Genomic DNA, 26,858 nt, shown 5'->3' with positions numbered 1-26,858 from the left:
GCGACGTCCTTGGCGGACGCCGCCGCGAGGGGTCAGCTCAGGTCGAGACGGTCGGCGTTCATCACCTTGGTCCAGGCCGCCACGAAGTCGTGGACGAACTTGTCCTGCGAGTCCGCGCAGGCATAGACCTCCGCCTGGGCCCGCAGTTCCGCGTGGGAGCCGAAGATGAGGTCCACGCGGGTGGCGGTCCATCTCGGCGTCTTGGTGTGGCGGTCGACGCCCCGGAAGGCGTTGTCCGAACCCGCCGGCTGCCATTCGGTGTTCATGTCCAGCAGGTTGACGAAGAAGTCCGTCGTCAGCTGCCCCGGGCGGTCGGTGAAGACCCCGTCCTTGGACCCGGCCGAATTGGCGCCCAGAACCCGCAAGCCGCCCACCAGCACGGTCATCTCCGGCGCGCTCAGCCGCAGCAGTTGCGCCCGGTCCACCAGGGCCTCCTCCGGCGCCATGAACTGCTCGCCCCGCCGGTAGTTGCGGAAGCCGTCGGAGGTGGGTTCGAGCGGGGCGAAGGAGGCCGCGTCGGTCTGCTCCGCCGAGGCGTCCATACGGCCCGGGACGAAGGGAACCTCCACGGGCGTACCGGCGTCCCTGGCGGCCTTCTCCACCGCGGCGGATCCGGCCAGGACGATGAGGTCGGCGAGCGACACCTTCTTGCCGCCGGCCTGGAACTCGGCGCGGATGACCTCCAGGGCCGAAAGCACCTTGGCGAGGGACGCCGGATCGTTGACCTCCCAGTCTTTCTGCGGGGCCAAGCGGACGCGGGCGCCATTGGCGCCGCCGCGCTTGTCGGACCCCCGGAAGGTGGAGGCCGAGGCCCAGGCGGCGGAGACCAGCTGCGACACCGAAAGGCCTGACGCGAGAATCCTGGACTTCAGCGCCGCGATATCGGCGGCGTCGATCAGCGGGTGATCGACGGCGGGAATCGGGTCCTGCCAGATCAGCGTCTCCCTGGGGACGAGCGGGCCCAGATAGCGGCCGATCGGACCCATGTCCCGGTGGGTCAGCTTGAACCAGGCCCGGGCGAAGGCGTCGGCGAACTGGTCGGGATTGGCGAGGAAGCGCCGCGAGATCTTCTCGTATTCCGGGTCGAACCGCAGGGCGAGGTCCGAGGTCAGCATCTTGGGCACATGCCGCTTCGCGCCGTCGAAGGCGTCGGGGATGTCGGCCGGGGCGTTCTTGGCGCGCCACTGCTTGGCGCCGGCCGGACTCTGCTCCAGCTCCCACTCGAACTTGAAGAGGTTCTCGAAGAAGTGGTTGCTCCACTGGGTCGGGGTCTGGCTCCAGGTGACCTCGGGCCCGCCGGTGATGGCGTCGGCGCCGAAGCCAGAGCCGTGCTTGCTGCGCCAACCGAGACCCTGGTCCTCGATCGCGCCGCCCTCCGGCTCCGGACCGACGAAGGAGGGATCGCCCGCGCCATGGGTCTTGCCGAAGGTGTGGCCGCCGGCGATCAGGGCGACGGTCTCCTCGTCGTTCATGGCCATGCGGGCGAAGGTCTCGCGGATGTCCCGCGCCGAGGCGACGGGATCGGGATTGCCGCCCGGGCCCTCCGGATTGACGTAGATCAGCCCCATCTGCACGGCGCCCAGGGCCGAGTGCAGTTGGCGCTCGCCGCTATAGCGCTCGTCGCCCAGCCAAGACCCCTCGGGGCCCCAGAACAGCTCCTCCGGCTCCCAGGTGTCGGCCCGGCCGCCGCCGAAGCCGAAGGTCTTGAAGCCCATGGACTCCAGGGCGACGTTGCCCACCAGGACATAGAGGTCGGCCCAGGAGATCTTGGCGCCGTACTTCTGCTTGATCGGCCACAGCAGCCGGCGAGCCTTGTCCAGGTTGGCGTTGTCGGGCCAGCTGTTCAGGGGCGCGAAGCGCTGCTGCCCGCCGCCCGCCCCGCCGCGGCCGTCGGAGGTGCGATAGGTGCCGGCGCTGTGCCAGGCCAGGCGGATGAAGAGCCCGCCATAGTGGCCGAAGTCCGCGGGCCACCAGTCCTGGGAATCCGTCATCAGGGCGCGCAGGTCGGCGATCACCGCGTCCAGATCGAGGCTCTTGAACGCCTGGGCGTAGTCGAACGCCTCGCCCATGGGGTTGGAGCGGGGCGAATGCTGGTTCAGGCCCTCCAGGCGCAGACTCTGAGGCCACCAGTCGCGGTTGGTCCGGCGCGTCGCGCCGTGACCCATCGGGCATTGGCCCGGAGCGTTGTCGTCAGCCATCTCTGTCTTCCTAGCGTTTCGCCGAGCATGATGGCCCGGCGACCAATTCAACTGGCGCTAGAAAGACCCCTTTTGATCGATTGGGGAAATCGATTGTTCCGATCTACGTCATAGAGCCGCGCTATGGATCAGATCGGCGACGCCTCAGGCGTCCAGCACCTTGCCGGGCTCGATGGTGACGCTCTCGCCGCAGCCGCAGGCGTCGGTCTGGTTGGGATTGCGGAAGGTGAACTTGGCCGACAGCTTGGTCTTCTCGTAGTCGATCTCGGTGCCGATCAGGAACAGCACCGCCTTGGGATCGATGAGAATGGTGACGCCCTTGTCCTCCACCACCTCGTCCAGGGGCGCGGCGGTCTCGGCATATTCGATGACGTACTCGGACCCGGCGCAGCCGCCGTTTTTCACCCCCACCCGCAGACCGGCATAGGGAACCTCGGCGCGGGCCATGATCTCGCGCACCCGCTCGGCCGCGGCGTCGGTCAGGGTGACGACCTTGGGCCGAGGGCGGCGGACCCGGGGGGCGGCGGGCGTGAGGTTCAGATCGGTCATGTCATCTATATGGGTCAGAACATGTTCAATTGAAGTTTCGCCTCGTCGGACATCCGCGAGGGATCCCACGGCGGGTCGAAGACGAGATCGACCTTCACCTGGCCGATGCCGGGGATTTTCCGGACCGCGTCCTCCACCCAGCCCGGCATTTCCCCGGCCACCGGGCAGCCCGGGGCGGTCAGGGTCATGTCGATGGCCACGTCCTTGTTGTCGGAGACGTCGACCTTGTAGATCAGCCCCAACTCGTAGATGTCGACCGGGATTTCGGGGTCGAACACCGTCTTCAGCTGTTCGATGAGCTGATCGGTGATCGCGTCCAGCTCGGCCTGGCTGAGTTGCGGTGTGGTGATGGCGGCGGCGTCGTCCATGGGTCCGGGCTCTTACGCAAAGAAGGCTTGAGTACGGGTCAGGGCGTCGACGAAGGCGTCGGCTTCCCGCTCCGTATTATATAGGGCGAAGGAGGCGCGGGCGCTCGAGGTGACGCCAAAGCGTCGCATCAGGGGTTCCGCGCAATGGGTCCCGGCCCGCACGGCGACGCCGTAGCGGTCGAGGATCTGGGCCACGTCGTGAGCGTGGGCCCCGTCGATGGAGAAGGTGAGGATGGCGCCCTTGCCCGGCGCCTCGCCGATCACCTTCAGCCAGTTGGCGCCGGCGAGGCCCTGGCGGACCCGGTCATAGAGCCGGTGCTCGTGGGCGGCGACGGCGGGCCGGTCCAGCTTGACGAACCAGTCGATGGCCGCGCCGAGGCCGATGGCCTCCAGGATCGGCGGGGTGCCGGCCTCGAACCGGTGCGGCGGATCAGCGTACAGAACCTCGTCGAGGGCCACCGAGGCGATCATCTCGCCGCCGCCCTGATAGGGGCGCAGCGCGGCCAGGCGCTCGGCCTTGCCGTAGAGGACCCCGATGCCCGTGGGGCCGTAGAGCTTGTGGCCGGAGAAGACATAGAAGTCGACATCGAGGGCCTTCACGTCCACCGGCTGGTGGACGATGGCCTGACAACCGTCCAGCAGGACCACGGCGCCGGCGGCGTGGGCCAGGCGGGTGATCTCGGCCACCGGGTTCACGGTGCCCAGGACGTTGGACATGTGGGTCAGGGCCACGACCCTGGTCCTGGCGGTCAGCAGGTCGGGAATGGCGTCCAGGTCCAGCCGGCCGTCGTCGGTGACCGGGATGAACTTCAGGACCACGCCCTGGCGCTCGCGCAGGAAGTGCCACGGCACGATGTTGGCGTGGTGCTCCATCTCCGTGAGCAGGATTTCGTCGCCGGCCGTCAGCGTGGCGCCGAAGCTCGCGGCGACCAGGTTGATGGACTCCGTCCCGCCCTTGGTGAAGACGATTTCGGCCAGGTCTGCGTGGATGAAGTCAGCGACGCTTTGACGGGCCTTTTCATAGGCTTCTGTAGTTTCATTGGCGAGAGTGTGCAGACCGCGATGGACGTTGGAATAGGAATGCTCCATGGCGTGGACCATGGCGTCGATCACCGCCCGCGGCTTCTGGGCCGAGGCGGCGCTGTCGAGATAGACCAGGGGCTTGCCGTGCACCTGGCGGGCCAGGATCGGGAACTCGGCCCGGACGGCTTCGACGTCGAAGGCCATGGTCAGGCCCTCAGCCGGTCGGCGGCCCAGACCCGGGCGAGTTCGCGGGCCGGCTCGTGGTCGATGCGCTCGATCACCTGACCGACGAAGGCCTCGATCAGTAGGGCGCGGGCCTCGGTCTCGGGCAGGCCGCGCTGGCGCATGTAGAACAGCGCCTCCTCATCCAGGGCGCCGATGGTGTTGCCGTGGGCGCACTGGACGTCATCGGCGAAGATCAGCAGCTCGGGCTTGGCGTCCACCTCGGCCCGGTCCGACATGATGAGCGCATTGTGGCGCATGCGGGCGTCGGTGCGATCGGCGCCCTCCTCCACCACGATCCGGCCCTGGAAGACGCCGCGGGACTGGTCGCGGACCACCCCCTTGGTGAGCTGGCTGGTGGTTCCGTCCACGCCCTGGTGCTCCACCACGGTGGTCAGGTCGGCGTGGCGCTTGCCGGCCAGCAGATAGGCGCCGTCGAGGCGGACCTCGGCCAAGGTGCCCGGATGGGCGATGCGGGTCTCGATCCGCTGACGCTTGGCGCCGTCGGTGAGCAGGGTCTGGCCGAAGCGGGCCCCGGGAGCCAGGACCACCACGGCCGAACTCACCGACACCGCGCCCTCGGCGTCGGCGGCGACCACGACGCGCTCCAGGCTGGCGCCCTTGGCCAGGGTGATCTCCAGGCCCGCGTCGGCGACGTATCCGTCGGCCAGGCCCTCATAGCTCTCCAGCAGAGTCAGGGCCGCGCCCTCCCCCAGTTCGATGGCGACGTGGGCGGCGTGGGAGCCCTCGGCGGTGGAGACGAAGCGCAGGCGCAGGACCCGGCTCTGGCCGGCGGCCAGGGTCAGGAGGGCGGGGTCGCCGCGCAGGCGGCCGTTGACCAGGGCGATCTCGCCCTCCCCCAGGTCGCCGAACGGGCCGGGCGGCAGGGCGGCGTCGCTGGCCGGCGAGGCGGCCGGCAGCACGCGCAGCAGGCCGCGCAGGTCGGTCCACTTCCAGTCCTCGTCACGCTTGCCGGGCAGCAGGGTGACGTCGCCGGATTTCAGGGCGGTGGCGAGGCTCAAGCGGCCCTCGCATACTTGTCGTAGCCTTCGCGCTCCAGCTCGAGCGCCAGGTCCGGCCCGCCGGTGGCGACGATGCGCCCCGCCGACAGGACGTGGACCTTGTCGGGTTTGATGTAGTCCAGCAGGCGCTGGTAGTGGGTGATCACCAGCATGGACCGGTCAGGCGCGCGCATGGCGTTGACGCCTTCCGACACGATCTTCAGGGCGTCGATGTCCAGACCGGAATCGGTCTCGTCGAGGATCAGGAAGCGCGGGGCCAGCATGGCCATCTGGAAGATCTCCATCCGCTTCTTCTCGCCGCCGGAGAAGCCGACGTTCAGGGCGCGCTTGAGCATCTCGAAGTCGATCTTCAGGGCGGCCGCGTGCTCGCGGGCCAGCTTCAGGAAGGCGGGCGCGGTGATCTCGGCCTCGCCGCGCGCCTTGCGCTGGGCGTTCATGGCCGTGCGGATGAAGGTCAGCGCCGGGACGCCCGGGATCTCCAGGGGATACTGGAAGGACAGGAAGACGCCATTGGCGGCGCGCTCGTTGGGATCCAGGGCCAGCAGGTCCACGCCGTCCAGGGTGGCGGTCCCGCCGGTCACCTCATAGCCCTCGCGGCCGGTGAGCACGTAGGAGAGCGTCGACTTGCCCGCGCCGTTGGGCCCCATGATGGCGTGGACCTCGCCCGCGGGCACGTCCAGGCTCAGACCCTTGAGGATCTCCTTGCCGTCCACCTCGGCGCGCAGGTTCTCGATATGCAGCATCAGACGGTCTCGTCGGCGAGGTAGCGGGCCAGCACGTCCAGGGCCTGTTCGACGGTGTCGACATACTCCTGCTTGGTGGGGGCCGCGGTGATGGTGGTGGCCGAGCGCTTGTCGGCGGCGGTGACATTGACCTGGCCGTCCTCGAAATAGGCGCGCAGGCGGAAGTCGGGATGCTCGAGCATCACGGTGTAGCGCGAGCGGTCCAGGGTCAGCTTCTTCTCGGCCAGGAAGGCGGGGTCGGCGGCCAGGATCTCGTAGAGCGTCACCGACCGGGCCTCGTCGGCCTCCTGGCGGGCGCGCTCGGCGTCCTCGCGGGCGCGGCGTTCGGCGTCGCGTTTCAGACGCTCGGCTTCAAAGGCTTGCCTGAAGGACATGGCGGCGATCCGTTCCGATGGGGCGAGGGTCATCCGACGGACCCTTCGAGGGAGATGGCGACGAGCTTCTGGGCCTCCACGGCGAACTCCATGGGCAGCTCCTGCAGCACGTCCTTGACGAAGCCGTTGACCAGCAGCTGCACGGCCTCCTCCTGGGAGAGGCCGCGCTGCATGGCGTAGAACAGCTGGTCTTCCGAGAGCTTGGTGGTGGTGGCCTCGTGCTCGAAGACGCAGGAGCCGTTGCGGGCCTCGATATAGGGCACGGTGTGGGCCGCGCTGGTCTTGCCGATCAGCAGGGAGTCGCACTGGGTGAAGTTGCGCGCGCCCTTGGCCTTGGGGTGGGCCGAGACCAGGCCCCGATAGGTGTTGGAGGACTTCCCGGCGCTGATGCCCTTGGAGATGATCCGCGAGCGGGTGTTGGCGCCCAGGTGGATCATCTTGGTGCCGGTGTCGGCCTGCTGCCGGCCGTTGGTGATGGCGATGGAGTAGAACTCCCCCACCGAACCCTCGCCGCGCAGAATGCAGGAGGGATACTTCCAGGTGATGGCCGAGCCGGTCTCCACCTGGGTCCAGGAGACCTTGGCGCGGTCGCCGCGGCAGTCGGCGCGCTTCGTGACGAAGTTGTAGATGCCGCCCTTCCCGGTCACGGGATCGCCCGGGTACCAGTTCTGGACGGTGGAATACTTGATCTCGGCGTCGTCCATGACGACCAGCTCCACCACGGCGGCGTGCAGCTGGTTCTCGTCGCGCATGGGGGCCGTGCAGCCCTCCAGGTAGGAGACGTAGGCGCCCTTGTCGGCGATGATCAGGGTGCGCTCGAACTGACCGGAATTCTCCGCGTTGATGCGGAAATAGGTCGACAGCTCCATGGGGCAGCGGACGCCCGGCGGCACATAGACGAAGCTGCCATCGGAGAAGACCGCGGCGTTCAGGCAGGCGTAGTAGTTGTCCGAAACGGGCACCACCGAGCCGAGGTATTTCTTCACCAGCTCCGGATGTTCGCGGATCGCCTCGCTCATGGAGCAGAAGATCACGCCGACCTGGGCCAGCTCCTTCTTGAAGGTGGTGACCACCGAGACGCTGTCGAACACCGCGTCCACGGCGTAGCGCGGCGCGCCCTCGACCCCGGCCAGGACCGCCTGTTCCTTCAGGGGGATGCCGAGCTTCTCGTAGACGGCCAGGATCTCCGGATCGACCTCGTCCAGGCTCTTGGGCCCCTTCTTCTCCGAGGGCGCCGCGTAATAGTAGCTGTCCTGATAGTCGATGCGCGGGAAGTGGACCTTGGCCCATTGCGGCTCGTCCATGGCCAGCCAGCGCTCGAAGGCCTCCAGGCGCCACTGCAGCATCCACGCCGGCTCGTTCTTCTTGGCCGAGATGAAGCGCACGATGTCGGCGTTCAGGCCCTTGGGCGCGAAGTCCTGGGCGATGTCGGTGACGAAGCCGTGCTGGTACTTCTCCAGGGCCTCGACGTGTTCGATGGTCTGCTTGACGGCGGCCATGACGGGAACTCCTAAGCCGCCGGCGCGCGGCGGCGAGCCGCGTGACGGGAATGAACATCGCTCCAGGCGGCCACGAAGGCCGCCCAGTCGCTCTCGGTGGCGCCCCAGCCGCCGCTGACGCGGATGGCGTACGGGGCGAGATCGGTCAGGCCCATGGCGGTGAGCACGGCGCTGGCCTTGACCTTGCCAGAAGAGCAGGCCGAGCCGGCGCTGACCATGACGCCCATCAAATCGAGGCCCATCACCTGCAAGTCCGAGGCATGGCCCGGGCTGGCGATGCAGAGGGTGTTGGCCAGGCGCGGGGAGTCCGGCGCGATCACCACCGCCCCCTCGGCGGCCAGGCAGGCGGCGGCGAGGTCGCGCCAAGCGGCCTGGGCGGCGAAGGCCTCGAGATCGCGCAGGGCGGCGCGGGCCGCGGCCCCGAGCCCGGCGACGCCCGCCACGTTCTCGGTGCCGGCGCGCCGGCCGCGCTCCTGCCCGCCGCCGTGCTGGCGTCGCACCAGGGTGGCGCGGGGCCCGAAGGTCAGCGCGCCCACCCCTTGAGGGCCGCCGAACTTGTGGCCGGAGATGGTCAGGGTGTCGGCGCCCAGGGCCCGGCTGTCGACGGCGATCTTGCCGGCGGCCTGGATCGCGTCGACGTGCAGCCAGCCGTCGGCGGCCCGCACGATCTCGGAGGCCTCGAACACCGGCTGGATGACGCCGGTCTCGTTGTTGGCCAGCATCAGGGCCACGAAGGGCTTGCCGTCGGCGGCCTCCCAGGAGGCCAGCCGGGTCCTCAGCCAGGCCAGGTCGGCCAGGCCGTCGGCGCCGACGGGCAGCAGCTCCACCGCCGCCCCGCTGGCCTTGGCGGTCTCCACCACGCTCTCGTGTTCGATGGCGCTGACGATCAGGCGCCGCGAGCCGGTGGCCACCGCGCTCTCGATGGCCAGAGCATTGGCCTCGGTGCCGCAGCCGGTGAACACCACGGTGGAGGCCGGGCCGCCGATCAGGGCGGCGACGGATTCGCGGGCCTGCTCCACCACGGCGCGGGCGGCGCGACCGGCGGCGTGGACCGAGGACGGGTTGCCCACGGTCTCCAACGCGCTGGTCATGGCCGCGATGGTCTCGGGGCGGACGGGGGCGGTGGCGTTATAGTCGAGATAGACGCCGGTCATGCGGCCTCCTGCGCGGCGCGCAGCTTGCCCGTCACCACGTCGGCCAGGCTGACCGAGGCCAGATAGCCCTCGATCTGGCGGCCCATCTCCTCCCAGAGATCGTGAGTCAGGCACCGCTCGCCCTTCAGCATGCAGCCCTTGCCCTTCGGCGCGCAGCGGGTGGCGCGCAGGGGCTCGTCCACGGCCATGACGATGTCGGCGATGTTGGTGGTCTCCGCCGTGCGGGCCAGCAGGTAGCCGCCGCCGGGTCCGCGCAGGCTCTTCACCAAGCCGCGGCGGCGCAGACGGGCGAACAACTGCTCCAGATAGGAGAGCGAAATCTGCTGGCGGGCGGCGATCTCGGCCAGGGACACCGCGCGTTCGCCATCATCGCCGCAGCCCTGGCGGCGCGCGAGATCGGCCATGGCCATCACGGCGTATCGGCCTTTGGTGCTGAGGCGCATGGGCGGCGAGGTCCGATTGCGAATTTTCGAGCGTTTTACGAGGCCCCTGTGCTAAAGCCGCCGCCTTGCGCGGGGCCATATCCCAGGAGCTCGTCCGATGGGCGTGATCTAGGAAGACCTAGCGCATGAGTCAACTATTCGACGTGAGGATGGCATGCCTGAAGTGGTTCTGACCGGTGCGGCCGGACGCATCGAAGGCCGGTACTCGGCGGGGAAGAGCGAGACAGCGCCGATCGCGCTGATCCTCCACCCGCATCCGCGCGCCGGCGGCCAGATGAACCATCCGGTGGCGGTGCAGCTCTTCCACCTGTTCATGAAGCGCGGCTTCTCCGTCCTGCGCTTCAACTTCCGCGGCGTGGGCCGCAGCCAGGGCGAGTTCGACTCCGGCATCGGCGAGCTGGCGGACGCCGCCACGGCGCTGGACTGGCTGCAGACCACCAACCCCGCCGCCTCCCAGTGCTGGGTGGCCGGCTACTCCTTCGGCGCCTGGGTCGGCATGCAACTGCTGATGCGCCGCCCGGAGACCGACGGCTTCATCTCCGTCTCGCCCCCCACCAACATGTACGACTTCAGCTTCCTGGCGCCCTGCCCGGCCTCCGGCCTGATCCTGCACGGCGGCGCGGACACCGTGGTGCCGCCGGTGGAGGTGGAGCGTGTGGTCTCCAAGCTGCGCACCCAGAAGGGCATCGTCATCGACCACGAGGTGATCGAGGGCGCCACCCACTTCTGGGCCGAGAACCTGCCCGACGTCGAACAGCGCGTCGGCGCCTATCTCGACAAGCGGATCGCCGCCGACCCGATCTAGAGGCCGACCCGCCTAGTAGAGCAGGTGCGGCTGGCGCGCGATCCGCCAGGCCTGCTCGTCGGGCAAGGTGATCGAGTCCAGGTCGTCGGCCATCGCGGCCGGATCATCCACCCATTCCCGCAGCAGCGGGCCGCCGTTGATGACGTCGATGGCCAGCTTCCCGAGTTCGTACTCGTAGGGGAAGTCGCGCCACAGCGGGTAGTCGGGATAGAGCCGGCGGATCGCCTTGAAGGCCAGGGCCTGGATGCGCCAGGGCCTGAAGGCCTGGTGGTCGTAGCTGGGATCCTCGGTGTGGATCTGCACGCCGTTGCAGAGCTTGCCCACATGCTTGTGGAAGGTGGGCTCGAACCAGCATTCGCGCAGCCGGCAGCCCTGGAGCCACTGGGGCGCGAAGGCTCGCATCTCCGCCAGCACCGCGCGGGCGTCGATGTCGGGCGCCCCGAACAGCTCCAGCGGCCGGGTGGTGCCGCGGCCCTCCGACAGGGTCGCGCCCTCCAGCATCACCGTGCCGGCATAGGCCCGGGCCATCCAGAGGTTGGGGGCGTTGGGGCTGGGATTGACCCAGGTGCGCTCGCCGAGCGGCCAGCCGTGGCCGGGCGCGGCCTCGGGCGCCCAGCCCTCCATCTCGATGACCTTGTAGGCGACCTGTAGATCCAGCGTCTTGATGAACCAGGACCCCATCTCGCCCAGGGTCAGCCCATGGCGCATCGGCATCGGCCCGGCGCCGACGAAGCTCTCCCATCCCTCGCGCAGGGTCAGGCCCTCGATGGGCCGGCCGGCGGGATTGGGACGGTCCAGCACCCAGACCTCCTTGCCGTGCTGGGCGGCGGCCTCCAGCATGTACCGAAGCGTGGTGACGAAGGTGTAGATGCGGCAGCCCAGATCCTGCAGGTCGATCAGCACCACGTCGAAGGTGCTCATCATCTGGCCCGTCGGCCGGCGCACCTCGCCATAGAGGCTGAACACCGGGATGCCGAGGACGGGATCGTCGAAGTCCGGGCTCTCCACCATGTTGTCCTGCTTGTCGCCCCGCAGGCCGTGCTGCGGGCCGAACGCGGCGGTCAGCTGGATTCCGTCGCAGGCCGAAAGGGCGTCCAGGGCGTGGGTCAGGTCCTGGGTCACCGAGGCCGGATGGGCCACCAGGGCGACGCGGCGGCCCTTGAGCGGCGCGCGCAGGGCGGGATCGGCGAGGAGTCGGTCGAGGCCAAATTTCATGCGCGCTCTGCTGCGGTGATTTCGTGGGAAAAGCCATCGGCGTGATGGAAGTCCGCCTGTCCCGGCGGATGGGCCAGGGCCCAGTAGGATTTGCGGCCGTCGGTTTGCTCGATCACCGCCGACAGGGCCAGGCGCCAGACCGCGTCTTGCGTCAGGTTGGGCAGGCCCCCCAGGGCCAGGACCGCCCGCAGGGTGAACCGGTCGGCGCCCGCCTCCGTGACGATCCGCGGGTCGACGGCGTCGGCCGCGTCGGCCATCCCCTCGCGATAGCCGTCAAACCGGTAGGCGGCCCACTGACCCGACGGGGCGAGGTTGAACTCATAGTAGCCGGGGTCACCTGCCGCCCCGACGAAGGCCTCCAGGCAGGTGTGGCGCCACAGCTCGTCGGCGCGGACGCTGGCGGCCGGCGTCGGCAGGGCCAGGGCGGCGATGTCGCCGCGCACGACATAGGTCAGGGCCAGGGCGCCCGGCGCCGCCCAGGCGAATTCGACCTCGATGCCCGTGGCCGCCGCGCCCTGCGAGTCGCCGTGCCGTTCCAACGCTAGACGCATGCGAACATGCTAGCGGGGCGCGCGGCGAAGGTGGAGAGCAATTCGCCGGCGCCGGCCGCAAGCTTGACGAGACAGGCCCCAGGCCGGTAGCTAACCCCATGATCACCCGCGCCGCCCTCGCCGGACGTTACTACCGCCTGCCCTAGAGCCGGTGCGGATCGATCTCTCGCGCCACCCCTAACCCGGTCGGCGCCCTCCCCTCAAATCGACGGTCTCCGGCCTCTCGCCATCCAGGAGCCCTGTCAGATGTCCCTCGAAATCGCAGATGAGCGCGTGCTAGAGCCGCACGCGTCCTTTGAAGAGTCACGATCCATGTCCGCCGACCAACCCGCCTTCAAGTCCGAGCTGCTGAAGACCATGCAGGCCCGCGGCTACATCCACCAGATCACCCATCCGGTGGAGCTGGACGAGGCGGCGGCGGCCGGTCCCATCACCGGCTACATCGGCTTCGACGCCACGGCGGCCAGCCTGCACGTGGGCAGTCTGATCCAGATCATGATGCTGCGCCGGCTGCAGCAGGCGGGCCACAAGCCCATCGTCCTGATGGGCGGCGGCACCACCAAGGTGGGCGACCCCACCGACAAGGACCAGTCGCGGCCGCTGCTGACCGAGGCCCAGATCCAGTCCAACATCAACAACATCAAGACGGTGTTCGCCAAGTTCCTGACCTTCGGCGACGGCCCCACCGACGCGGTGATGGTCGACAACGCCGACTGGCTGGACAAGCTGGGCTACGTCGAGTTCCTGCGGGAGTTCGGGGTCCACTTCACGATCAACCGCATGCTCAGCTTCGAGAGCGTCAAGCTGCGGCTGGAGCGTGAGCAGCCGATGACCTTCCTCGAATTCAACTACATGCTGATGCAGGCCACCGACTTCCTGGAGCTGGAGCGCAAGTTCGGCTGCATCCTGCAGATGGGCGGCTCCGACCAGTGGGGCAACATCCTCAACGGGGTGGAGCTGATCCGCCGCGTCGACCAGAAGCCGGCCTTCGGCCTCACCACCCCCCTGCTCTCCACCGCGTCGGGCCAGAAGATGGGCAAGACCGTGGGCGGGGCCGTCTGGCTCAACGCCGACATGCGCAGCCCCTACGACTACTGGCAGTTCTGGCGCAACACCGAGGACGCCGACGTCGGCCGCTTCATGCGCCTGTTCACCGACCTGCCGCTGGAGGAGATCGCGCGCTACGAGGCCATGCAGGGCGCCGATATCAACGAGGCCAAGAAGGTGCTGGCCAATGTCGCCACCACCATGCTGCACGGCGAGCAGGCGGCCCACACCGCCGCCGAGGCCGCGCGCAAGGCCTTCGAGGAGGGCGCGCTGTCGTCGGACCTGCCCACATTCGAGATCCCGATGACGGACCTCGAGGTTGGGATCGTGCTCGCGGCCCTGGCGGCCGACGCGGGCCTGGCGACCTCCCGAGGCGAGGCCCGTCGCCTGGCCAAGGGCGGCGGCCTGAGGGTCAATGACGCGGCCGAGACCGACGGCGACCGCACCCTGACGGACGCCGACCTGGTGGAGGGCGTCATCAAGCTCTCCGTCGGCAAGAAGAAGATCGTGCTGATCAAGCCGGTCTAGCGACCTCCCTCCCCTTCATGGGGAGGGACGGGCCGGCTTGCCGGCCAGGGTGGGGAGGTTACGGTATTCCCCACCCGTCCGGCGCTTCGCGCCATCCACCCTCCCCATGAAGGGGAGGGAAAGTTGCCTGAGGAACGACCATGAGCGATGTGACCGAAGGCGCCCCCGCCCCCGACTTCGAACTGGCTGGCGCGGACGGCCCGCTGAGGCTCTCCGACTTCAAGGGCAAGGCCCTGGTCCTCTACTTCTATCCCAAGGACGACACCTCGGGCTGCACCAAGGAGGCCCAGGAGTTTTCGGCCCTCGCGCCCGAGTTCGCCAAGGCCGGGGTGAGTCTCATCGGGGTCTCCAAGGACTCGGTGGCCAGTCACGCGAAGTTTACGGCGAAATACGATCTGGCCGTGCCCCTGGGGTCCGATCCGGAGGGCGCGGTGATCGAGCGCTACGGGTCCTGGGTCGAGAAGAACATGTACGGGCGCAAGTACATGGGCATCGAACGCTCCACCTTCCTGATCAAGGACGGCAAGCTCGCCCGCATCTGGCGCAAGGTGAAGGTTCCCGGCCACGCCGCCGAGGTGCTGAAGGCCGCGCAAAGCCTTTAAGGCCAAGCTCCGGCGGCCCCGCGACCGCTGGCCGCAACGGGCTCGATGAGCGGCGTGCAGGTGGAACCTCCACGTCCCAGGGCTGTTGTAGAATTGTCGCGGGCCGCCGGTTTACGCCCCCGAGACGCCCTTGATTTGTCTGAGAAGCTAGCGCGACCGTTCACGCGCGGTTAACCAGTCAGGTTAAGAATTGGGCCGATCCGGCTTGCGCTCCCTCGTGGCGCGAAGCCCCTTGCGCGTTCCCAAAATCTCATCGCATATCGCCGGAACTTCAGTTCCTAGCCGACGCGGTGTGTATGTCACGCTTTTCGCGCCTTCGCCGATCGCTGGAAGAGCTTTTCCCCGAACGTCACCTCTATGTCCGTTCCGGCGGAGAGATGCGGGCGTTCGTTTTGACCACCGGAAAACAACTGACCTTCGCCTCCATCCTGGCGGTCTGCGCCCTATGGATGGGGGTCTGCACCGCGGCCATGATGGTGAACGCCATGGCCCTGTCGGCGACCGATCAGGAGATCGCCCGCACCCAGGCCAAGTACGAACGCTGGATCGCCGACCGCCAGGCGCGGCTGAACAGCGCCGTCGCCCAGCTCAACGCTTCCAACGGCTCGGTGGATGAGCTGGCCCTGACGATCGAGAAGCGCCACGCGGCGCTCGCCATGCTGCTGACGGACGTCAAGGGCGCGCCGGGTCTGACCCAGGCGCTCGCCCCCACCATCCAGCGCGCCAGCCACGTCCCGGCCGGGACGAACCCCATGCGCCGCATCGAGCTGGTCCGCGCCAGCCAGGAGCGGTTGATCGACGCCGCCGACAACTTCGCCAAGAGCCGGGCCGATCGCCTGCGCCTGGCCTTCCGCCTCGCTGGTCTGACCCCCACCGCCTACACGCCCAAGGGCGGCTCCCTCGGCGGGCCGCTGATCGAGGCCAAGGACCCGCGCGCCCTCGCCGCCGTCCTCGACGTCGATGAGGGCTTCGCGGTGCGCATCCAGCACGCGGCCACCAACATGTCGGAGGCCACCGCCCTGGCCGAGGCCGCCGCCAAGCTGCCCTTCGCCCGGCCCACCAACCATACCGGCCAGTCCAGCGGCTTCGGCGTCCGCTTCGATCCCTTCACCCGCCGCCCGGCCTTCCACTCCGGCCTCGACTTCGTGGGCGGGTTCGGGGTGCCGATCTACACGACGGCGCCCGGCGTGGTCTCCTTCACCGGCCAGCGTTCGGGATATGGCAACACCATTGAGATAGACCATGGGGGCGGCTTCAAGACGCGCTACGCCCACCTGCAGGCCATCGGGGTCAGCATCGGGCAGCGCGTGGCCGTGGGTCAGAGGATTGGGGCCATGGGTTCGACCGGCCGCTCCACCGGTCCGCATCTTCATTACGAGGTCTGGGTCAACGGACGCGCCCAGAACCCCGACCGTTTCGTGAAAGCCGGCGATTATGTTCTCCAAGACAGCTAAGACCCCCGCCAAGCCTCCCGTGAAGTTCGACGCCGCCCCGGCTCCGCTCGCGGCCGAGCCCCAGCGCAAGGCGCCCCGCGCGGCCTCGCTGATCAGCGAGAACATTACGATCGAGGGCAACGTCACCGGCGAGGGTGAGGTCCACATCGACGGCGTGGTGCGCGGCGACGTCCGGGTCGGCAAGCTGACCGTCGGCGAGACCGGCCACATCGAGGGCGGCGTCTATGCCGAGGCCATCGAGGCCCGCGGCCGCATCATCGGCGCCGTCACCGCCAAGCAGGTCCGCCTCTACGGCACGGCCTATGTCGACGGCGACATCACCCATGAGCAACTGGCCATGGAGACCGGAGCCTTCTTCCAGGGCCGCAGCCTGAAGTTCCAGCGCCCGGCCACCCCGCCCACTCCGGCGCCGAGCCCGCTGGCCCAGGCGCCCGCGCCGACCCCGGGACTGGCGCCCAAGCCGGTCTAGGGCGAGCCTGCCAGCTCCAAACCGTAAGGTTGCGGCCCGGCGCGCAAAGGCTAAGCTTCCCCATCGTCATGGGAGCGCGACATGGACCAGATGCTGCAACCGCTGCGCAAGTACGCCGACTTCAACGGTCGCGCCCGCCGCTCGGAATACTGGCTGTTCGTCCTCTTCCTCGTCATCGTGCAGGTGTTGGCTAGGCTGCTGGTATGGTTCGTCGGCGGGGACCTAGAACATGACCCCTTCGGCTCCCCGGCCTCGGCCCTCGTCGCCCTCGCCTATTTCGGCTTCTGCCTCTACATCTTCGTCCCCGCCCTGGCGGTGAGCTTCCGCCGGCTGCACGACAGCGGCCGGACGGCGTGGTGGCTGCTGCTGGGCTTGATCCCGATCCTGGGGCAGCTGGTGGTGCTGATCTTCATGGTCCTGGAGGGGACGCCCGGAGACAACCGTTTCGGGCCAGATCCGAAGGCCGCTGTTCCGCCGGCTCCCGGCCCTCAGACCGTGACATAGGCCCCGTCTCGGAGCACCGGGGCCGCGGCGCTGACGCCGCGCTCCAGCGCCAGGTCCACATCGATCGCGAAGCCGCGCGCGATGAGCTCGCGGCCCGACTGGCAGTCCCGGATCAGCGCCTCGAGGTCGGGCTCGGCGCTGCGCCAGGCGTCGCGCGCCACCCGGGCCTCGGCGGTCATCTCCCCCGCCAGCGCCTCGATGATCGCGCCGGCGCCGATCAGATCCTCGATGGCCGGGCGCAGGGTGTCTCCGGGCCAGCGCTCACCCGCCGGAATGAGGCCGATATCGCCCTGCCCCGCCAGCCTCCGGGCGCGGGCGGCCACGGCCTTGGCGTTGCGCAGGCAACCGGCCAGCACAGGGGTCTCGCCACAGGCCAGGGACAGGCGCGATCCGTTTGGTGAGGGCAGCAACAGGCGGTCGCCGGGGTTCAGGCTTCGCAGGCTGGCGGGCGACAGGCTGAACTGGCCGCCCGCGGCGCGTTTGGGCGCGGCGGCCATGGCGCCGACCTTCACGGCCGCGGCCTTCGCCTCCGCCGGGTCGCCCAGCGGGAAGGGATAGATGCTCGCCCCACGGCCCACGGCGATGTCCACCGCCGTGGAGAAGGACAGCACGTCGACGATCACGAACACCGAGACCTGCGATCTCAGGGCCTCGATCCCCTCACGCCCCCACTCGCAACGGATCATCGGAAGACTCCCTGACTGTCGCGCGCCTAGCCCTCGCGGGTGATCCCGACCCGCTGGGCCAGGGACGCCCCCATGAAGGCGTCCAGATCGCCGTCCAGCACCCCTTGGGTGTCGGAGGTCTCCACCTCGGTCCGCAGGTCCTTGACCATCTGATAGGGCTGCAGGACGTAGGAGCGGATCTGGTGGCCCCAGCCGATATCGGTCTTCTGGTCCTGCATGGCCTGGGCCTCGGCCTCGCGCTTCTGCAGCTCCAGCTCGTAGAGGCGGGCGCGCAGCATCTTCCAGGCCTCTTCGCGGTTCTGGTGCTGCGAGCGCCCGGCCTGGCAGGCCACCGCGACCCCGGTGGGGATGTGGGTCAGGCGCACCGCGGAGTCGGTCTTGTTGATGTGCTGGCCGCCGGAGCCCGAGGCCCGGTAGGTGTCGGTGCGCACATCGGAGGGGTTGATGTCGATGACGATGGTGTCGTCCACCACCGGATAGACCCAGACCGAGGCGAAGCTGGTGTGCCGCTTGGCGGCCGAATCGAAGGGCGAGATGCGCACCAGGCGGTGCACGCCCGCCTCGGTCTTCAGCCAGCCATAGGCGTTGTGCCCCTTGATCTGCAGGGTCACCGACTTGATCCCGGCCTGCTCGCCCGGGGTCTCCTCCAGGAACTCCACTGTCATCCCGTGGGCCTGGGCCCAGCGGGTGTACATCCGAAGCAGCATGCCGGCCCAGTCGTTGGACTCGGTCCCCCCGGCGCCGGAATTGATCTCCATGAAGGCGTCGTTGCCGTCGGCCTCCCCGGAGAGCAGCGCCTCCAGCTCGGCGCGGCCGGCGCGCTCCCTGATGGCCTTCAGCTGGGCGCGCGCCTCGTCCAGCGTCGCCTCGTCGCCCTCTTCGTCAGCCAGTTCGGCGTAGCCCAGCGCGTCCTCGAGGTCGCGTTCGATGGACAGCACCGACTCCACGCTCGCGGCCAACTGGCTGCGTTCGCGGGTGATGGCCTGGGCGGCCGCGGCGTTATCCCAGAGGGTCGGGTCCTCGACCCGGGCGTTCAGCTCGTGAAGTTTTCGAAGCGCAGGTTCCCAGTCAAAGACGCCTCCTGAGCAGTTCGATCGACTGCTCGATGTCGGCCTTGGCAGCCTCAACATCCGCTCTCATGGGGAATTCCTTCGAAACGTGAGCCGGGGGCAGTAGCGGTTTGCCCGCCTTAGTACAACCCGCTCATGTCATCCTGCTTCTTCGGGGGCGCCGGCGGCGCGGGCGCGCCAGTCGGTTGCCCGTCGGGCCAGACCTGCTGATAGGGCTGCGGGCCCTCGCTGGGGCGATAGACGCCGGCCGAGACGGCGACCTTGGGCTCGGTTCCGGGCCTGAAGGCCTCGCGGATGCCGCGGACCATGACGAACTTGGCGTTCTTGGGCGCCTTGAACTCGGTCTTGGGCAGGCCCTTGGTGGCCTCCATCATGAACTCGGTGAAGATCGGCACGGCGGCCACGGTGCCGGTCTCGCCCTCGCCCAGGCTGCGGTTGTCGTCGAAGCCCACGAACACGCCGGCCACGACCTGGGGGGTGAAGCCCACGAACCAGGCGCTGCGGTATTCATTGGTGGTGCCCGTCTTGCCGCCCACGGGCCGGCCAAGCACGCCCACCGAGGTGGCGGTGCCGCGCTGGACCACGCCCTGCAGCATGGAGGTGATCTGGTAGGCGGTGATGGGGTCCATCATCTGGGCGCCGCCCGGCGCGATCCGCGGGCTCTCGTCGCCGTTGAAGCCGGCGTCGCAGCGGGCGCAGTCACGCTTGTCGGCGCGGAAGATGGTCTTGCCCTCGCGGTCCTGCACAAGCTCGATCAGGTGCGGCTCCACCTTGCGCCCGCCGTTGACGAAGGAGGCGTAGGCTGCGGTCAGCTTGAAGGGGGTGGTCTCGCCGGCGCCCAGGGCCATGGCCAGCACAGGCTCCATGTCGCGCACCACGCCCAGCTTGATGGCCATGTCGCGGATCTTCGACATGCCGACACCCTGGGCCAGGCGCACGGTCATGGCGTTGCGCGACAGCTCCAGGCCTTTCCGCAGGGCCAGGGCCCCGTAGTACTTCTTGTTGTAGTTCTCCGGCGTCCAGTCCTCGCCGGCGTTGCCCTTCAGGGTGATGGCGCTGTCCATCACCACGCTGGCCGGCGTGTAGCCGTTCTCCAGCGCCGTGGCGTAGACCAAGGGCTTGAAGGCCGAACCCGGCTGACGCATCGCCTGGGTGGAGCGGTTGAAGTTGGAGAGCGAGAAGGAATAGCCCCCCACCATGGCCAGGACGCGCCCGGAGTTGGGCTCCATGGCCACCAGGGCGCCGTTGACCGCCGGCACCTGCTTCAGTCGGTAGCCGCCACCCTCCACGGGCTCCACGAAGATCAGGTCGCCCACCACGGGCACGCCCTTGCCGGCCCGGGCCCAGGCGACGTCCTCGCCCACCAGGGCGCCGGTGTCGCCGCTCTCGGCCACCTGGATGCGGACATTGCTGTTGGAGGATTCGGTGACCACGGCCGGGCGCCAGCTGCGGCGTTCGGCCGGCAGGGTCTTCTTCTTGGCGAGGGCCTCCCAGCCCGGCGCGATGGTGACGTGGCCCCAGGCGCCGCGCCAGCCGTGGCGGCGGTCGTACTGCTCCAGGCCATGCATCAGGGCCACGCGGGCGGCCGTCTGCATCTCCGGATCGAGGGTGGTGCGCATGTAGTACCCCCCCTCGTTCAGCCTCTGGCCCAGGGTGGCCAGGCCACGGCGGCGCACCTCCTCGACGAAGAAGTCGGCGTCGCGGTACTTGGCGCGGCTGGGGGCGTTCTGGACCTTGAGGTCCTCCTTCAGCGCCTTGTCGGCGTCGGCGCGGCTGACCCAGCCCAGGTCGGCCATCTGGCCGATGATCCAGTTGCGGCGGGCGATGGCGTTCGCCTTGCGCCGGATCGGATGGTAATTGTCCGGCCCCTTGGGAAGCGCGGCCAGATAGGCGCACTCGGCCAGGCTGAGGTCGGAAATCGACTTGCCGAAATAGTTGTAGGCCGCCGCCCCGACCCCATAGGAACGGTACCCCAGCCAGATCTCGTTGAGATAGAGCTCAAGGATCTGCTCCTTGTTCAGCGTCTGCTCCAGACGCCGCGCCAGGATGGCCTCCTTCAGCTTGCGGCCGACGGTGGCGTCGCTGGTGAGCAGGACGTTCTTGGCCACCTGCTGGGTGATGGTGGAGCCGCCCTCCAGGCGCTTGCCCCGGGCGGCGTTCAGCACGTTGCGCATCATGGCCCGGGTCAGGCCCATGGCGTCCACGCCCGAGTGCTGGAAGAAGTTGCGGTCTTCCGCCGCCAGGAAGGCCTGGGCCAGCTGCGGCGGGATGTTGTCATAGGGAACGAAGATGCGGCGTTCGCGGGAGAATTCGCCGATCAGGGTGCCGTCCCAGGCGTAGGCCCGGGTGGCGGTGGGCGGACGATAGTCCACCAGGTCGCCCGCATCGGGCATGTCGTGGAACAGCCACGCCGCATAGATGGCGATGGCGAACCCAGCCACCGCGATTGCGCTCAACACGGCGACGCCGGCGATCGCGACCCATCTTTCCGGGGGGTTCAAGACTGACAGACCTCCGCGGGCGCCCTCCTCCCGCATGGTCATCGTCTAGAGCGGGTTTCGGAAAAGGGGAAGCCGGATTTGTGAGGCGCGCGGAGTTACCGCGACGCCAGCCGGGTCTCTTGCGCGAAGTAGGCGTCGATGGAGTCGCCGACGGCGTTCATCAGCCTGGCCCGGCCGGCGGGATCGCGCAGGAAGGCCTCGTCCTCGGCGTTGTTCACAAAGCCCATCTCCAGCAGCACGGCGGGCACGTCGGGCGCCAGCAGGACGGCCAGGCCGGCCTCGCGGTGGCTGCGGCGCAACAGCATCATGTCGCCGTCGGAAATCCGGTCGAGCAGCATCTCGGCGAACTTGGCCGAGCGGTTCTTGGTGGAGCGTTGGGTCAGGTCGAACAGGATGCCCGAGACGCCCCGGTCCCCCTGCAGCCCGGCCTTCATGAACCAGTCGTCCTTGGAGACCAGCTTGGCCGAGCGCGCCACGGCGCGGTCGGCGAGGGTGTAGACGCTGGCGCCGCGGGTGTTGGTGGTGGGGCCCGAGTCGGCGTGCAGGGAGATGAACAGGTCGGCCCCCGACTTGCGCGCGATAGGGACGCGGGTTTCCAGGGGCACATAGACGTCGGCCGACCGTGTCATGACGACGCGGTAGCGGCCGGTGCGCTCCAGGCGCGACTTCAGCGCCAGGGCCGCGGCCAGGGTGACGTCCTTCTCGTAGCCGTTGGAGCCGATGGCGCCGGGATCCTTGCCGCCGTGGCCGGCGTCGATGACGACGGTCTTCTTCAGCGACAGCGGGGGCGGACGGATGGCGGCGGGCGCCGAGATCATCATCACCCGGCCGGCGTTGGCGGCGCCGGGCGTCGCGGCGGCCAGATCGATCACATAGCGGTAGTTGGCCGCGCCGTCAGCCGGGGGCAGCAGGAAGCGGCGCTTGATCACCGCGTCGGAGGCCAGGTCGATCCGCAGGCGCGCCCCCATGGGCCCGCCATCGAGCATCCAGGTCTTCACCAGCCCTTGGCCGGCGCCCTGCAGGGTGCGGTCCACATTGACGCCGGGCATGTTCATGACGACGCGGCGGTCATCCTGACCGTCGGAAGCCACCTTGGCGGTGGCGGAGCGGTCGAGGTCGATGACGATTCGGGTTTCGGTCTGGTCGCCGCCGAGGCGGACCTTGAGGACGCCGCCGCCCGAGGCGTTGGCCTGGCCCACGGCCGCGAAGGCGAGACAGCACACGCCCGCGGCGACCGCCGCCAGGGTACGCTTTCCGAACTTTTCGAAGACGCCGCCTACTTTCGCGAGCATCCGGCCCCACACCACACGCATCTGATTTGAACCCCATATACCCCTTAACAGCGTGGAGAAACGGTTAACCCCTCCAGGCTGAACCGAGGCTGAAGCCGATTGTCTTTCTTTTTTCAGCTTAGTGTTGCAATGTCGCGGCCGCGCTGGAGGACGTCCTGCCTGTCAGGACCATGTTCCGCGCGAAAGCCTGCGTCGGCTTCGGCCGAATCCTCGGCCATGACGCATCAATCCGATCCGCGCTCCATCAAAGCGCGCCTGGGAAACACACTATGGGCAGCGCCGCTCGAGCCCCTTTTCGGCCTTGCACCGCCCGCGTCCCTGACGCGGCCGGCGAAGGCGTGCGCGCCCTCATGACAAACCGGCAGCGCCCGAGCCGAGAGCTCCAGGCGCGCCACGGAGATCGCCTATATGTCCAAGAAAATGCTTATCGACGCCGCTCACGCAGAAGAGACGCGTGTGGTGGTGGTCGACGGAACCCGGATTGAAGAATTCGATTTCGAAAGCCAGAACCGCAAACAGCTCCGGGGTAACATCTACCTCGCCAAGGTGACGCGGGTCGAACCCTCGCTCCAGGCCGCCTTCATCGAATACGGCGGCAACCGGCACGGCTTCCTGGCCTTCAACGAAATCCACCCGGATTACTATCAGATCCCGGTGGCCGACCGCGAAGCGCTGATGCGCGAGGAAGCCGAGGACGAGGACGATCACCCCGAGCCGCGCGGCCGGGGCAATCCCACGTCCGAGGATGATGACGAGGAAGACGCCGCCACCGACAGCGACGACGACGACGACGTCATGGACGAGGAGGTCGCCCGGCGTCGCCGGCGGCTGATGCGTCGCTACAAGATCCAGGAAGTGATCCGCCGCCGGCAGATCATGCTGGTCCAGGTCGTCAAGGAAGAGCGCGGCAACAAGGGCGCGGCTCTGACCACCTACCTGTCGCTGGCCGGCCGCTACGGCGTGCTGATGCCCAACACCGCCCGGGGCGGCGGCATCTCCCGCAAGATCACCACCGCCACCGACCGCAAGCGCCTGAAGGGCGTGGTCCAGAGCCTGGACGTGCCGCAGGGCATGGGCCTGATCGTGCGGACCGCCGGCGCCAAGCGCACCAAGGCCGAGATCAAGCGGGACTACGAGTACCTCCTGCGTCTGTGGGAGAATATCCGCGACAAGACCCTGCACTCGGTCGCCCCGGCGCTCATCTACGAGGAAGAAGACCTCGTGAAGCGCACGATCCGGGACCTCTACGACAAGGACATCGACGAGGTCTGGGTCGAGGGCGAGGCCGGGTTCAAGGAAGCCCGCGACTTCATGCGCATGCTGATGCCCTCGCAGGCCAAGAAGGTTCAGGCCTACCGCGAGCCGACCCCCCTGTTCGTCAAGCACAAGGTCGAGGACCACCTCGCCCAGATCTACACCCCCACCGTGCCCCTGCGCTCGGGCGGCTATCTGGTGATCAACCAGACCGAGGCCCTGGTGGCCGTCGACGTGAACTCCGGCCGCGCCACCCGCGAGCGGAACATCGAGGCGACCGCGCTGAAGACCAACATGGAGGCGGCCGAAGAGACCGCCCGCCAACTGCGTCTGCGCGACCTGGCCGGCCTGATCGTCATCGACTTCATCGACATGGATGAGTCGAAGAACAACCGGGCGGTCGAGAAGAAGCTGAAGGACTCCCTGAAGGACGACCGCGCGCGGGTCCAGATGGGCAAGATCAGCGGCTTTGGCCTGATGGAGATCAGCCGCCAGCGTCGCCGTTCGGGCGTCCTGGAAGGCACCACCCACGTCTGCGAACACTGCGCGGGCACCGGCCGCGTCCGTTCGGTGGAGTCCAGCGCCCTGTCGGCCCTGCGCACCGTCGAGGGCGAGGCCCTGAAGGGCGGCGGCGAAGCCACCCTCAAGGTGCCGCGCGCCGTCGGCCTCTACATCCTCAATGAGAAGCGCAGCCACCTGGCCCGCATCCACGAGGGCCTGGGCCTGTTCGTCACCATCGTCATCGACGACGCCATGTCCCATGCCGAGCACGAGATCGAGCGCACGGCCAGCGAGGCGCGGCCGGAACACGCGGTGGTGCATCACACCCCGCTGCAGGCCTATGTGCCCGACGACGACGACTTCGATGACAGCGCCGTCGAGGACGAGGAAGAGGACGACGAAGAAATCCTCGAAGCCGAGGAAGACGAAGAATACGAAGGCGGCCGCGATCCCGTGGTGGCCCGCCAGGCCGAGGGCCGCACCGAGGAACGTGGCGAGGACGACGGCGAGCGCGCCGGCCGTGGTCGCCGCCGTCGTCGTCGCGGACGCCGCGACGGTGAACCTCGCCCCGACCAGCCGGCCGCCGAGCCGCGCGCGCCGGTCGAGGCCAAGGGTGAGTTCGAGGACGACGGCCAGGGCGGCCGACGCCGCCGGCGTGGCCGCAGGGGCGGTCGCCGCATGCGCGACGACAGCCGTCCGCAGGACGCCTTCTCCTGGACCCGTCCCTGGGTGCCCTATGGCGACGACCCCTTCGTCTGGCACGATCCGGCGGAAGACTTCCGCACCCCGGCGCCGGCCAATGACAGCGCCGCCGCGCCGGTCGCCTCGGCCGCCGAGACCGTGGTCCAGGAAAGCTCGCCGATGATCGCGCCCGCGGTCGAAGGCGGCGACGACATGTGGGTCGAACTGCCCGCCCTGGACGAGAAGCCCAAGAAGACCCGTGCGCGTCGCGGCCGTGGCCGCGGTCGCGCCGGCGAAGAGGGCGAAGCCGCCGAGGCTCCGGCCCGCGAGGAAGCGCCCGATCCGGTCGCGGTGATCGAAGAGGCGGCCGCGCCGCTTCCCGAGCCCGAACCCGTCGTCGAGGCCGAGGCGCCCGCCGCCCCGGTGAAGAAGACCCGGGCCCGCAAGCCCAAGGCCGAGGCCGCGCCGGTGGAAGCCGTCGCCGAAGAGGCCGTGGCCGAACCCGAGGCCGAGGCGGTGGCTCCGGAACCGGCGCCCGCGCCGGAACCCGTGGCCGTCAAGGTCAAGGAACCCGATCCGGCGGAAATCTCCACCCCGCCGGCCGCGCCCCGCAAAGGCTGGTGGCGTCGCGGCTGACGGGTTAGGCTGATCGTATGAAGGGCTGGGGGGCGCTAGGAGTTTCTGGAATGGCGTCCCCTGCCCGTTCGCTTCCCCGGCTGGTCCTGACGGCGACGGCCGCCCTCAGCCTGGTGCTCCAGGCGGCCCCCGCCCGGGCCCAGGAGGGGGTGTCGCTGATCCGCGACACCGAGATCGAAGAGACCCTCCGCAAGGACGCGACGCCGCTGTTCGAAGCCGCCGGGGTCGACGCCAAGGCCATCCACATCCTGCTGATCGGGTCGAAGGACCTGCAGGCCTCGGCCGGGCCCGGCCAGATGGCGGTCTATACCGGCCTGATCCTGGAGACCGAGAACCCCAACCAGCTTCAGGGGGTCATGGCCCACGAAATCGGCCACCTGGCCGGCGGCCACTCGGCCCGGTCCGGCGACATGAACGCCGCGGGCATGAAGCCCTTCCTGCTGACCATGGGCCTGGGCGTGCTGGCGGCCCTGGCGGGCTCGGCCGAGGGCGCCGCGGCTCTGGTGGGCAGCGCCAACTATTTCGGGGCCCTGGGGGCCATGGGCTACAGCCGCGAGCAGGAATCCCGCGCCGACCAGGCGGGCCTGACCTATCTGGAGAAGGCCGGTCTTTCGGGCCGCGGTCTCGTCGAGTTCTTCGACAACTTCCGCTATCAGGAAGTCTTCCAGGAGGCTCGGCGTTTCGCCTATTTCCGCAGCCACCCCCTGTCCTCCGACCGGATCGAGGCCCTGCGCGGCCGCGCCCAGGTCCTGGCCCACTACGGCGCGAAGGACGCGCCGGAGGCGATGACCGAACACGCCGTCATGAAGATGAAGCTCGACGCCTTCATCAATCCCCAGCTGGTGATGGGCAAGCTGGACGAGAAGGATCAGTCCTACACGACCCGCTATGGCCGGGCGATCGCCTACTACCAGCTCAAGGAGCCGGACAAGGCGCTGAAGATCATCGACGGCCTGCTCGCCGAGCACCCGGACAACCCCTACCTCTACGAGCTCAAGGGTCAGATCCTGTTCGAGTTCGGCCGGGCCGACGAGGCCGAGACGCCGCAGCGCAAGTCGGTCGAACTGAAACCCGAGGCGCCCCTGCTGCGCATCAACCTGGGCCAGACCCTGATCGCGCTCACCGACGAGAAGAAGGTCGACGAGGGCATCGGCGAGCTGAAGCGCTCCCTGTCCCTGGACGAGGAGAACGCCGAGGCCTGGCGCCTGCTGGCCCAGGCCTACGACCACAAGGAACAGGACGGCCTGGCCCGCTACGCCACCGCCGAATACAATTTCCAGATCGGCAACCGCCAGCAGGCCTTGGTCTTCGCCATGCGCGCCCGGGAAAAGCTGGACAAGGCGACGCCCGAATGGCGCCGCGCCACCGACATCGTCCTGGCCTCTTCTCCCAGCAAGGACGATCTCAAGGACCTGGCCAAGGAAGGCTCGATCCGCCGCGGCTCGCTCCGCTGACCTTCGCAATCCC

24 protein-coding genes are annotated in these 26,858 nt (G+C 68.8%); 8 read left to right on the top strand and 16 right to left on the bottom strand.

Features of this window, described 5'->3' with window-relative positions; all coding sequences use genetic code 11:
* Positions 1-32 precede the first annotated feature (32 nt).
* The 10 genes from katG to AC1RN5_RS07570 form a co-directional block, all read right to left on the bottom strand.
* Complete coding sequence (katG, locus tag AC1RN5_RS07615) at positions 33-2,198, bottom strand: catalase/peroxidase HPI (protein ID WP_493040626.1); 2,166 nt, start codon at positions 2,196-2,198, stop codon at positions 33-35.
* A 144-nt stretch (positions 2,199-2,342) separates the two neighbouring features.
* Positions 2,343-2,747: a HesB/IscA family protein gene (locus tag AC1RN5_RS07610; protein WP_493040625.1), complete on the bottom strand. Its 405-nt coding sequence runs from the start codon at positions 2,745-2,747 to the stop codon at positions 2,343-2,345.
* A 14-nt stretch (positions 2,748-2,761) separates the two neighbouring features.
* Positions 2,762-3,115 (bottom strand): SUF system Fe-S cluster assembly protein, encoded by a 354-nt coding sequence (locus AC1RN5_RS07605; protein ID WP_421931570.1) that lies wholly within the window; start codon positions 3,113-3,115, stop codon positions 2,762-2,764.
* Positions 3,116-3,127: 12 nt separating this feature from the next.
* Complete coding sequence (locus AC1RN5_RS07600) at positions 3,128-4,342, bottom strand: aminotransferase class V-fold PLP-dependent enzyme (RefSeq protein WP_493040624.1); 1,215 nt, start codon at positions 4,340-4,342, stop codon at positions 3,128-3,130.
* Between the two features lie 2 nt (positions 4,343-4,344).
* Complete coding sequence (gene sufD / locus AC1RN5_RS07595; protein WP_493040623.1) at positions 4,345-5,382, bottom strand: Fe-S cluster assembly protein SufD; 1,038 nt, start codon at positions 5,380-5,382, stop codon at positions 4,345-4,347.
* The gene (sufC, locus tag AC1RN5_RS07590) at positions 5,379-6,125 is read right to left on the bottom strand and encodes a Fe-S cluster assembly ATPase SufC (protein WP_493040622.1); all 747 of its coding nucleotides are present in this window, start codon (positions 6,123-6,125) and stop codon (positions 5,379-5,381) included. Before sufC ends, sufD begins: the two co-directional genes overlap by 4 nt.
* Positions 6,125-6,499 (bottom strand): hypothetical protein, encoded by a 375-nt coding sequence (locus AC1RN5_RS07585; RefSeq protein WP_493040621.1) that lies wholly within the window; start codon positions 6,497-6,499, stop codon positions 6,125-6,127. The genes sufC and AC1RN5_RS07585 overlap by 1 nt, the downstream gene beginning before the upstream one ends.
* Positions 6,500-6,528: 29 nt before the next feature.
* Positions 6,529-7,998: a Fe-S cluster assembly protein SufB gene (gene sufB / locus AC1RN5_RS07580; RefSeq protein WP_493040620.1), complete on the bottom strand. Its 1,470-nt coding sequence runs from the start codon at positions 7,996-7,998 to the stop codon at positions 6,529-6,531.
* An 11-nt stretch (positions 7,999-8,009) separates the two neighbouring features.
* Positions 8,010-9,152, bottom strand: a complete 1,143-nt coding sequence (locus AC1RN5_RS07575) for a cysteine desulfurase family protein (protein WP_493040619.1) — start codon at positions 9,150-9,152, stop codon at positions 8,010-8,012.
* Complete coding sequence (locus AC1RN5_RS07570; RefSeq protein WP_493040618.1) at positions 9,149-9,595, bottom strand: Rrf2 family transcriptional regulator; 447 nt, start codon at positions 9,593-9,595, stop codon at positions 9,149-9,151. The genes AC1RN5_RS07575 and AC1RN5_RS07570 overlap by 4 nt, the downstream gene beginning before the upstream one ends.
* Before the next feature lie 154 nt (positions 9,596-9,749).
* Between AC1RN5_RS07570 and AC1RN5_RS07565 the strand changes: the two genes are divergently transcribed.
* Entirely contained in the window at positions 9,750-10,400 is a 651-nt protein-coding gene (locus AC1RN5_RS07565; RefSeq protein WP_421931578.1) for an alpha/beta hydrolase, read from the top strand.
* 12 nt (positions 10,401-10,412) lie between these two features.
* Here the strand turns inward: AC1RN5_RS07565 and AC1RN5_RS07560 are convergent, their stop codons facing one another.
* The gene (locus tag AC1RN5_RS07560) at positions 10,413-11,615 is read right to left on the bottom strand and encodes an exo-beta-N-acetylmuramidase NamZ family protein (RefSeq protein WP_493040617.1); all 1,203 of its coding nucleotides are present in this window, start codon (positions 11,613-11,615) and stop codon (positions 10,413-10,415) included.
* Positions 11,612-12,166, bottom strand: coding sequence for a DOMON-like domain-containing protein (locus AC1RN5_RS07555; protein ID WP_493040616.1), 555 nt, complete (start codon positions 12,164-12,166; stop codon positions 11,612-11,614). Before AC1RN5_RS07555 ends, AC1RN5_RS07560 begins: the two co-directional genes overlap by 4 nt.
* A 246-nt stretch (positions 12,167-12,412) precedes the next feature.
* Here AC1RN5_RS07555 and tyrS point away from each other — a divergent pair, with 246 nt between their 5' ends.
* The 5 genes from tyrS (at position 12,413) to AC1RN5_RS07530 (ending at position 16,770) form a co-directional block, all read left to right on the top strand.
* A complete protein-coding gene (tyrS, locus tag AC1RN5_RS07550) occupies positions 12,413-13,741 on the top strand; it encodes a tyrosine--tRNA ligase (RefSeq protein ID WP_493040615.1) in 1,329 nt (442 codons plus the stop codon).
* A gap of 140 nt (positions 13,742-13,881) precedes the next feature.
* The gene (locus tag AC1RN5_RS07545; protein WP_493040614.1) at positions 13,882-14,343 is read left to right on the top strand and encodes a peroxiredoxin; all 462 of its coding nucleotides are present in this window, start codon (positions 13,882-13,884) and stop codon (positions 14,341-14,343) included.
* A gap of 296 nt (positions 14,344-14,639) precedes the next feature.
* Positions 14,640-15,797, top strand: a complete 1,158-nt coding sequence (locus tag AC1RN5_RS07540) for a M23 family metallopeptidase (protein ID WP_493040613.1) — start codon at positions 14,640-14,642, stop codon at positions 15,795-15,797.
* Positions 15,778-16,266: a bactofilin family protein gene (locus AC1RN5_RS07535; RefSeq protein ID WP_421931584.1), complete on the top strand. Its 489-nt coding sequence runs from the start codon at positions 15,778-15,780 to the stop codon at positions 16,264-16,266. The genes AC1RN5_RS07540 and AC1RN5_RS07535 overlap by 20 nt, the downstream gene beginning before the upstream one ends.
* A gap of 81 nt (positions 16,267-16,347) precedes the next feature.
* Entirely contained in the window at positions 16,348-16,770 is a 423-nt protein-coding gene (locus tag AC1RN5_RS07530) for a DUF805 domain-containing protein (RefSeq protein ID WP_493040612.1), read from the top strand.
* Here AC1RN5_RS07530 and AC1RN5_RS07525 read toward each other — a convergent pair.
* The 4 genes from AC1RN5_RS07525 to AC1RN5_RS07510 form a co-directional block, all read right to left on the bottom strand.
* Complete coding sequence (locus tag AC1RN5_RS07525; RefSeq protein WP_493040611.1) at positions 16,755-17,456, bottom strand: 2-phosphosulfolactate phosphatase; 702 nt, start codon at positions 17,454-17,456, stop codon at positions 16,755-16,757. The genes AC1RN5_RS07530 and AC1RN5_RS07525 overlap by 16 nt on opposite strands.
* A gap of 26 nt (positions 17,457-17,482) precedes the next feature.
* Positions 17,483-18,596, bottom strand: a protein-coding gene (prfB, locus tag AC1RN5_RS07520; RefSeq protein WP_493040610.1) for a peptide chain release factor 2 whose coding sequence is annotated in 2 segments (ribosomal slippage) — positions 17,483-18,526 and positions 18,528-18,596 — 1,113 coding nt in all. Because the reading frame shifts where the segments join, the coding sequence is not laid out codon by codon here.
* A gap of 49 nt (positions 18,597-18,645) precedes the next feature.
* Positions 18,646-21,063, bottom strand: coding sequence for a penicillin-binding protein 1A (locus tag AC1RN5_RS07515; RefSeq protein WP_493040609.1), 2,418 nt, complete (start codon positions 21,061-21,063; stop codon positions 18,646-18,648).
* 59 nt (positions 21,064-21,122) lie between these two features.
* Positions 21,123-22,319, bottom strand: coding sequence for an N-acetylmuramoyl-L-alanine amidase family protein (locus AC1RN5_RS07510; RefSeq protein WP_493040608.1), 1,197 nt, complete (start codon positions 22,317-22,319; stop codon positions 21,123-21,125).
* Between the two features lie 408 nt (positions 22,320-22,727).
* On the opposite strand from AC1RN5_RS07510, the gene AC1RN5_RS07505 reads away from it, so the two are divergent.
* Positions 22,728-25,391: an Rne/Rng family ribonuclease gene (locus tag AC1RN5_RS07505; RefSeq protein ID WP_493040607.1), complete on the top strand. Its 2,664-nt coding sequence runs from the start codon at positions 22,728-22,730 to the stop codon at positions 25,389-25,391.
* Positions 25,392-25,441: 50 nt separating this feature from the next.
* Positions 25,442-26,845: a M48 family metalloprotease gene (locus tag AC1RN5_RS07500; protein ID WP_493040606.1), complete on the top strand. Its 1,404-nt coding sequence runs from the start codon at positions 25,442-25,444 to the stop codon at positions 26,843-26,845.
* The last annotated feature ends 13 nt before the right edge of the window (positions 26,846-26,858 follow it).

It is taken from the genome of Phenylobacterium sp. GW821-FHT12F10 (assembly GCF_058806695.1).
This window is presented reverse-complemented; position numbering and strand designations above follow the sequence as displayed.

Excerpts from the sequence above, each read along its gene's own strand:
- AC1RN5_RS07535 (WP_421931584.1), top strand. The coding sequence starts at position 15,778 with ATGTTCTCCAAGACAGCTAAGACCCCCGCCAAGCCTCCCGTGAAGTTC.
- AC1RN5_RS07600 (WP_493040624.1), bottom strand. The coding sequence starts at position 4,342 with ATGGCCTTCGACGTCGAAGCCGTCCGGGCCGAGTTCCCGATCCTGGCC.
- AC1RN5_RS07525 (WP_493040611.1), bottom strand. The coding sequence starts at position 17,456 with ATGATCCGTTGCGAGTGGGGGCGTGAGGGGATCGAGGCCCTGAGATCG.
- AC1RN5_RS07565 (WP_421931578.1), top strand. The coding sequence starts at position 9,750 with ATGCCTGAAGTGGTTCTGACCGGTGCGGCCGGACGCATCGAAGGCCGG.
- AC1RN5_RS07530 (WP_493040612.1), top strand. The coding sequence starts at position 16,348 with ATGGACCAGATGCTGCAACCGCTGCGCAAGTACGCCGACTTCAACGGT.
- AC1RN5_RS07510 (WP_493040608.1), bottom strand. The coding sequence starts at position 22,319 with ATGCTCGCGAAAGTAGGCGGCGTCTTCGAAAAGTTCGGAAAGCGTACC.
- AC1RN5_RS07610 (WP_493040625.1), bottom strand. The coding sequence starts at position 2,747 with ATGACCGATCTGAACCTCACGCCCGCCGCCCCCCGGGTCCGCCGCCCT.
- AC1RN5_RS07585 (WP_493040621.1), bottom strand. The coding sequence starts at position 6,499 with ATGTCCTTCAGGCAAGCCTTTGAAGCCGAGCGTCTGAAACGCGACGCC.
- AC1RN5_RS07605 (WP_421931570.1), bottom strand. The coding sequence starts at position 3,115 with ATGGACGACGCCGCCGCCATCACCACACCGCAACTCAGCCAGGCCGAG.
- tyrS (WP_493040615.1), top strand. The coding sequence starts at position 12,413 with ATGTCCCTCGAAATCGCAGATGAGCGCGTGCTAGAGCCGCACGCGTCC.
- AC1RN5_RS07570 (WP_493040618.1), bottom strand. The coding sequence starts at position 9,595 with ATGCGCCTCAGCACCAAAGGCCGATACGCCGTGATGGCCATGGCCGAT.
- AC1RN5_RS07515 (WP_493040609.1), bottom strand. The coding sequence starts at position 21,063 with ATGCGGGAGGAGGGCGCCCGCGGAGGTCTGTCAGTCTTGAACCCCCCG.
- AC1RN5_RS07555 (WP_493040616.1), bottom strand. The coding sequence starts at position 12,166 with ATGCGTCTAGCGTTGGAACGGCACGGCGACTCGCAGGGCGCGGCGGCC.
- AC1RN5_RS07540 (WP_493040613.1), top strand. The coding sequence starts at position 14,640 with ATGTCACGCTTTTCGCGCCTTCGCCGATCGCTGGAAGAGCTTTTCCCC.
- AC1RN5_RS07505 (WP_493040607.1), top strand. The coding sequence starts at position 22,728 with ATGTCCAAGAAAATGCTTATCGACGCCGCTCACGCAGAAGAGACGCGT.
- AC1RN5_RS07560 (WP_493040617.1), bottom strand. The coding sequence starts at position 11,615 with ATGAAATTTGGCCTCGACCGACTCCTCGCCGATCCCGCCCTGCGCGCG.
- AC1RN5_RS07575 (WP_493040619.1), bottom strand. The coding sequence starts at position 9,152 with ATGACCGGCGTCTATCTCGACTATAACGCCACCGCCCCCGTCCGCCCC.
- AC1RN5_RS07545 (WP_493040614.1), top strand. The coding sequence starts at position 13,882 with ATGAGCGATGTGACCGAAGGCGCCCCCGCCCCCGACTTCGAACTGGCT.
- sufB (WP_493040620.1), bottom strand. The coding sequence starts at position 7,998 with ATGGCCGCCGTCAAGCAGACCATCGAACACGTCGAGGCCCTGGAGAAG.
- AC1RN5_RS07500 (WP_493040606.1), top strand. The coding sequence starts at position 25,442 with ATGGCGTCCCCTGCCCGTTCGCTTCCCCGGCTGGTCCTGACGGCGACG.
- katG (WP_493040626.1), bottom strand. The coding sequence starts at position 2,198 with ATGGCTGACGACAACGCTCCGGGCCAATGCCCGATGGGTCACGGCGCG.
- sufC (WP_493040622.1), bottom strand. The coding sequence starts at position 6,125 with ATGCTGCATATCGAGAACCTGCGCGCCGAGGTGGACGGCAAGGAGATC.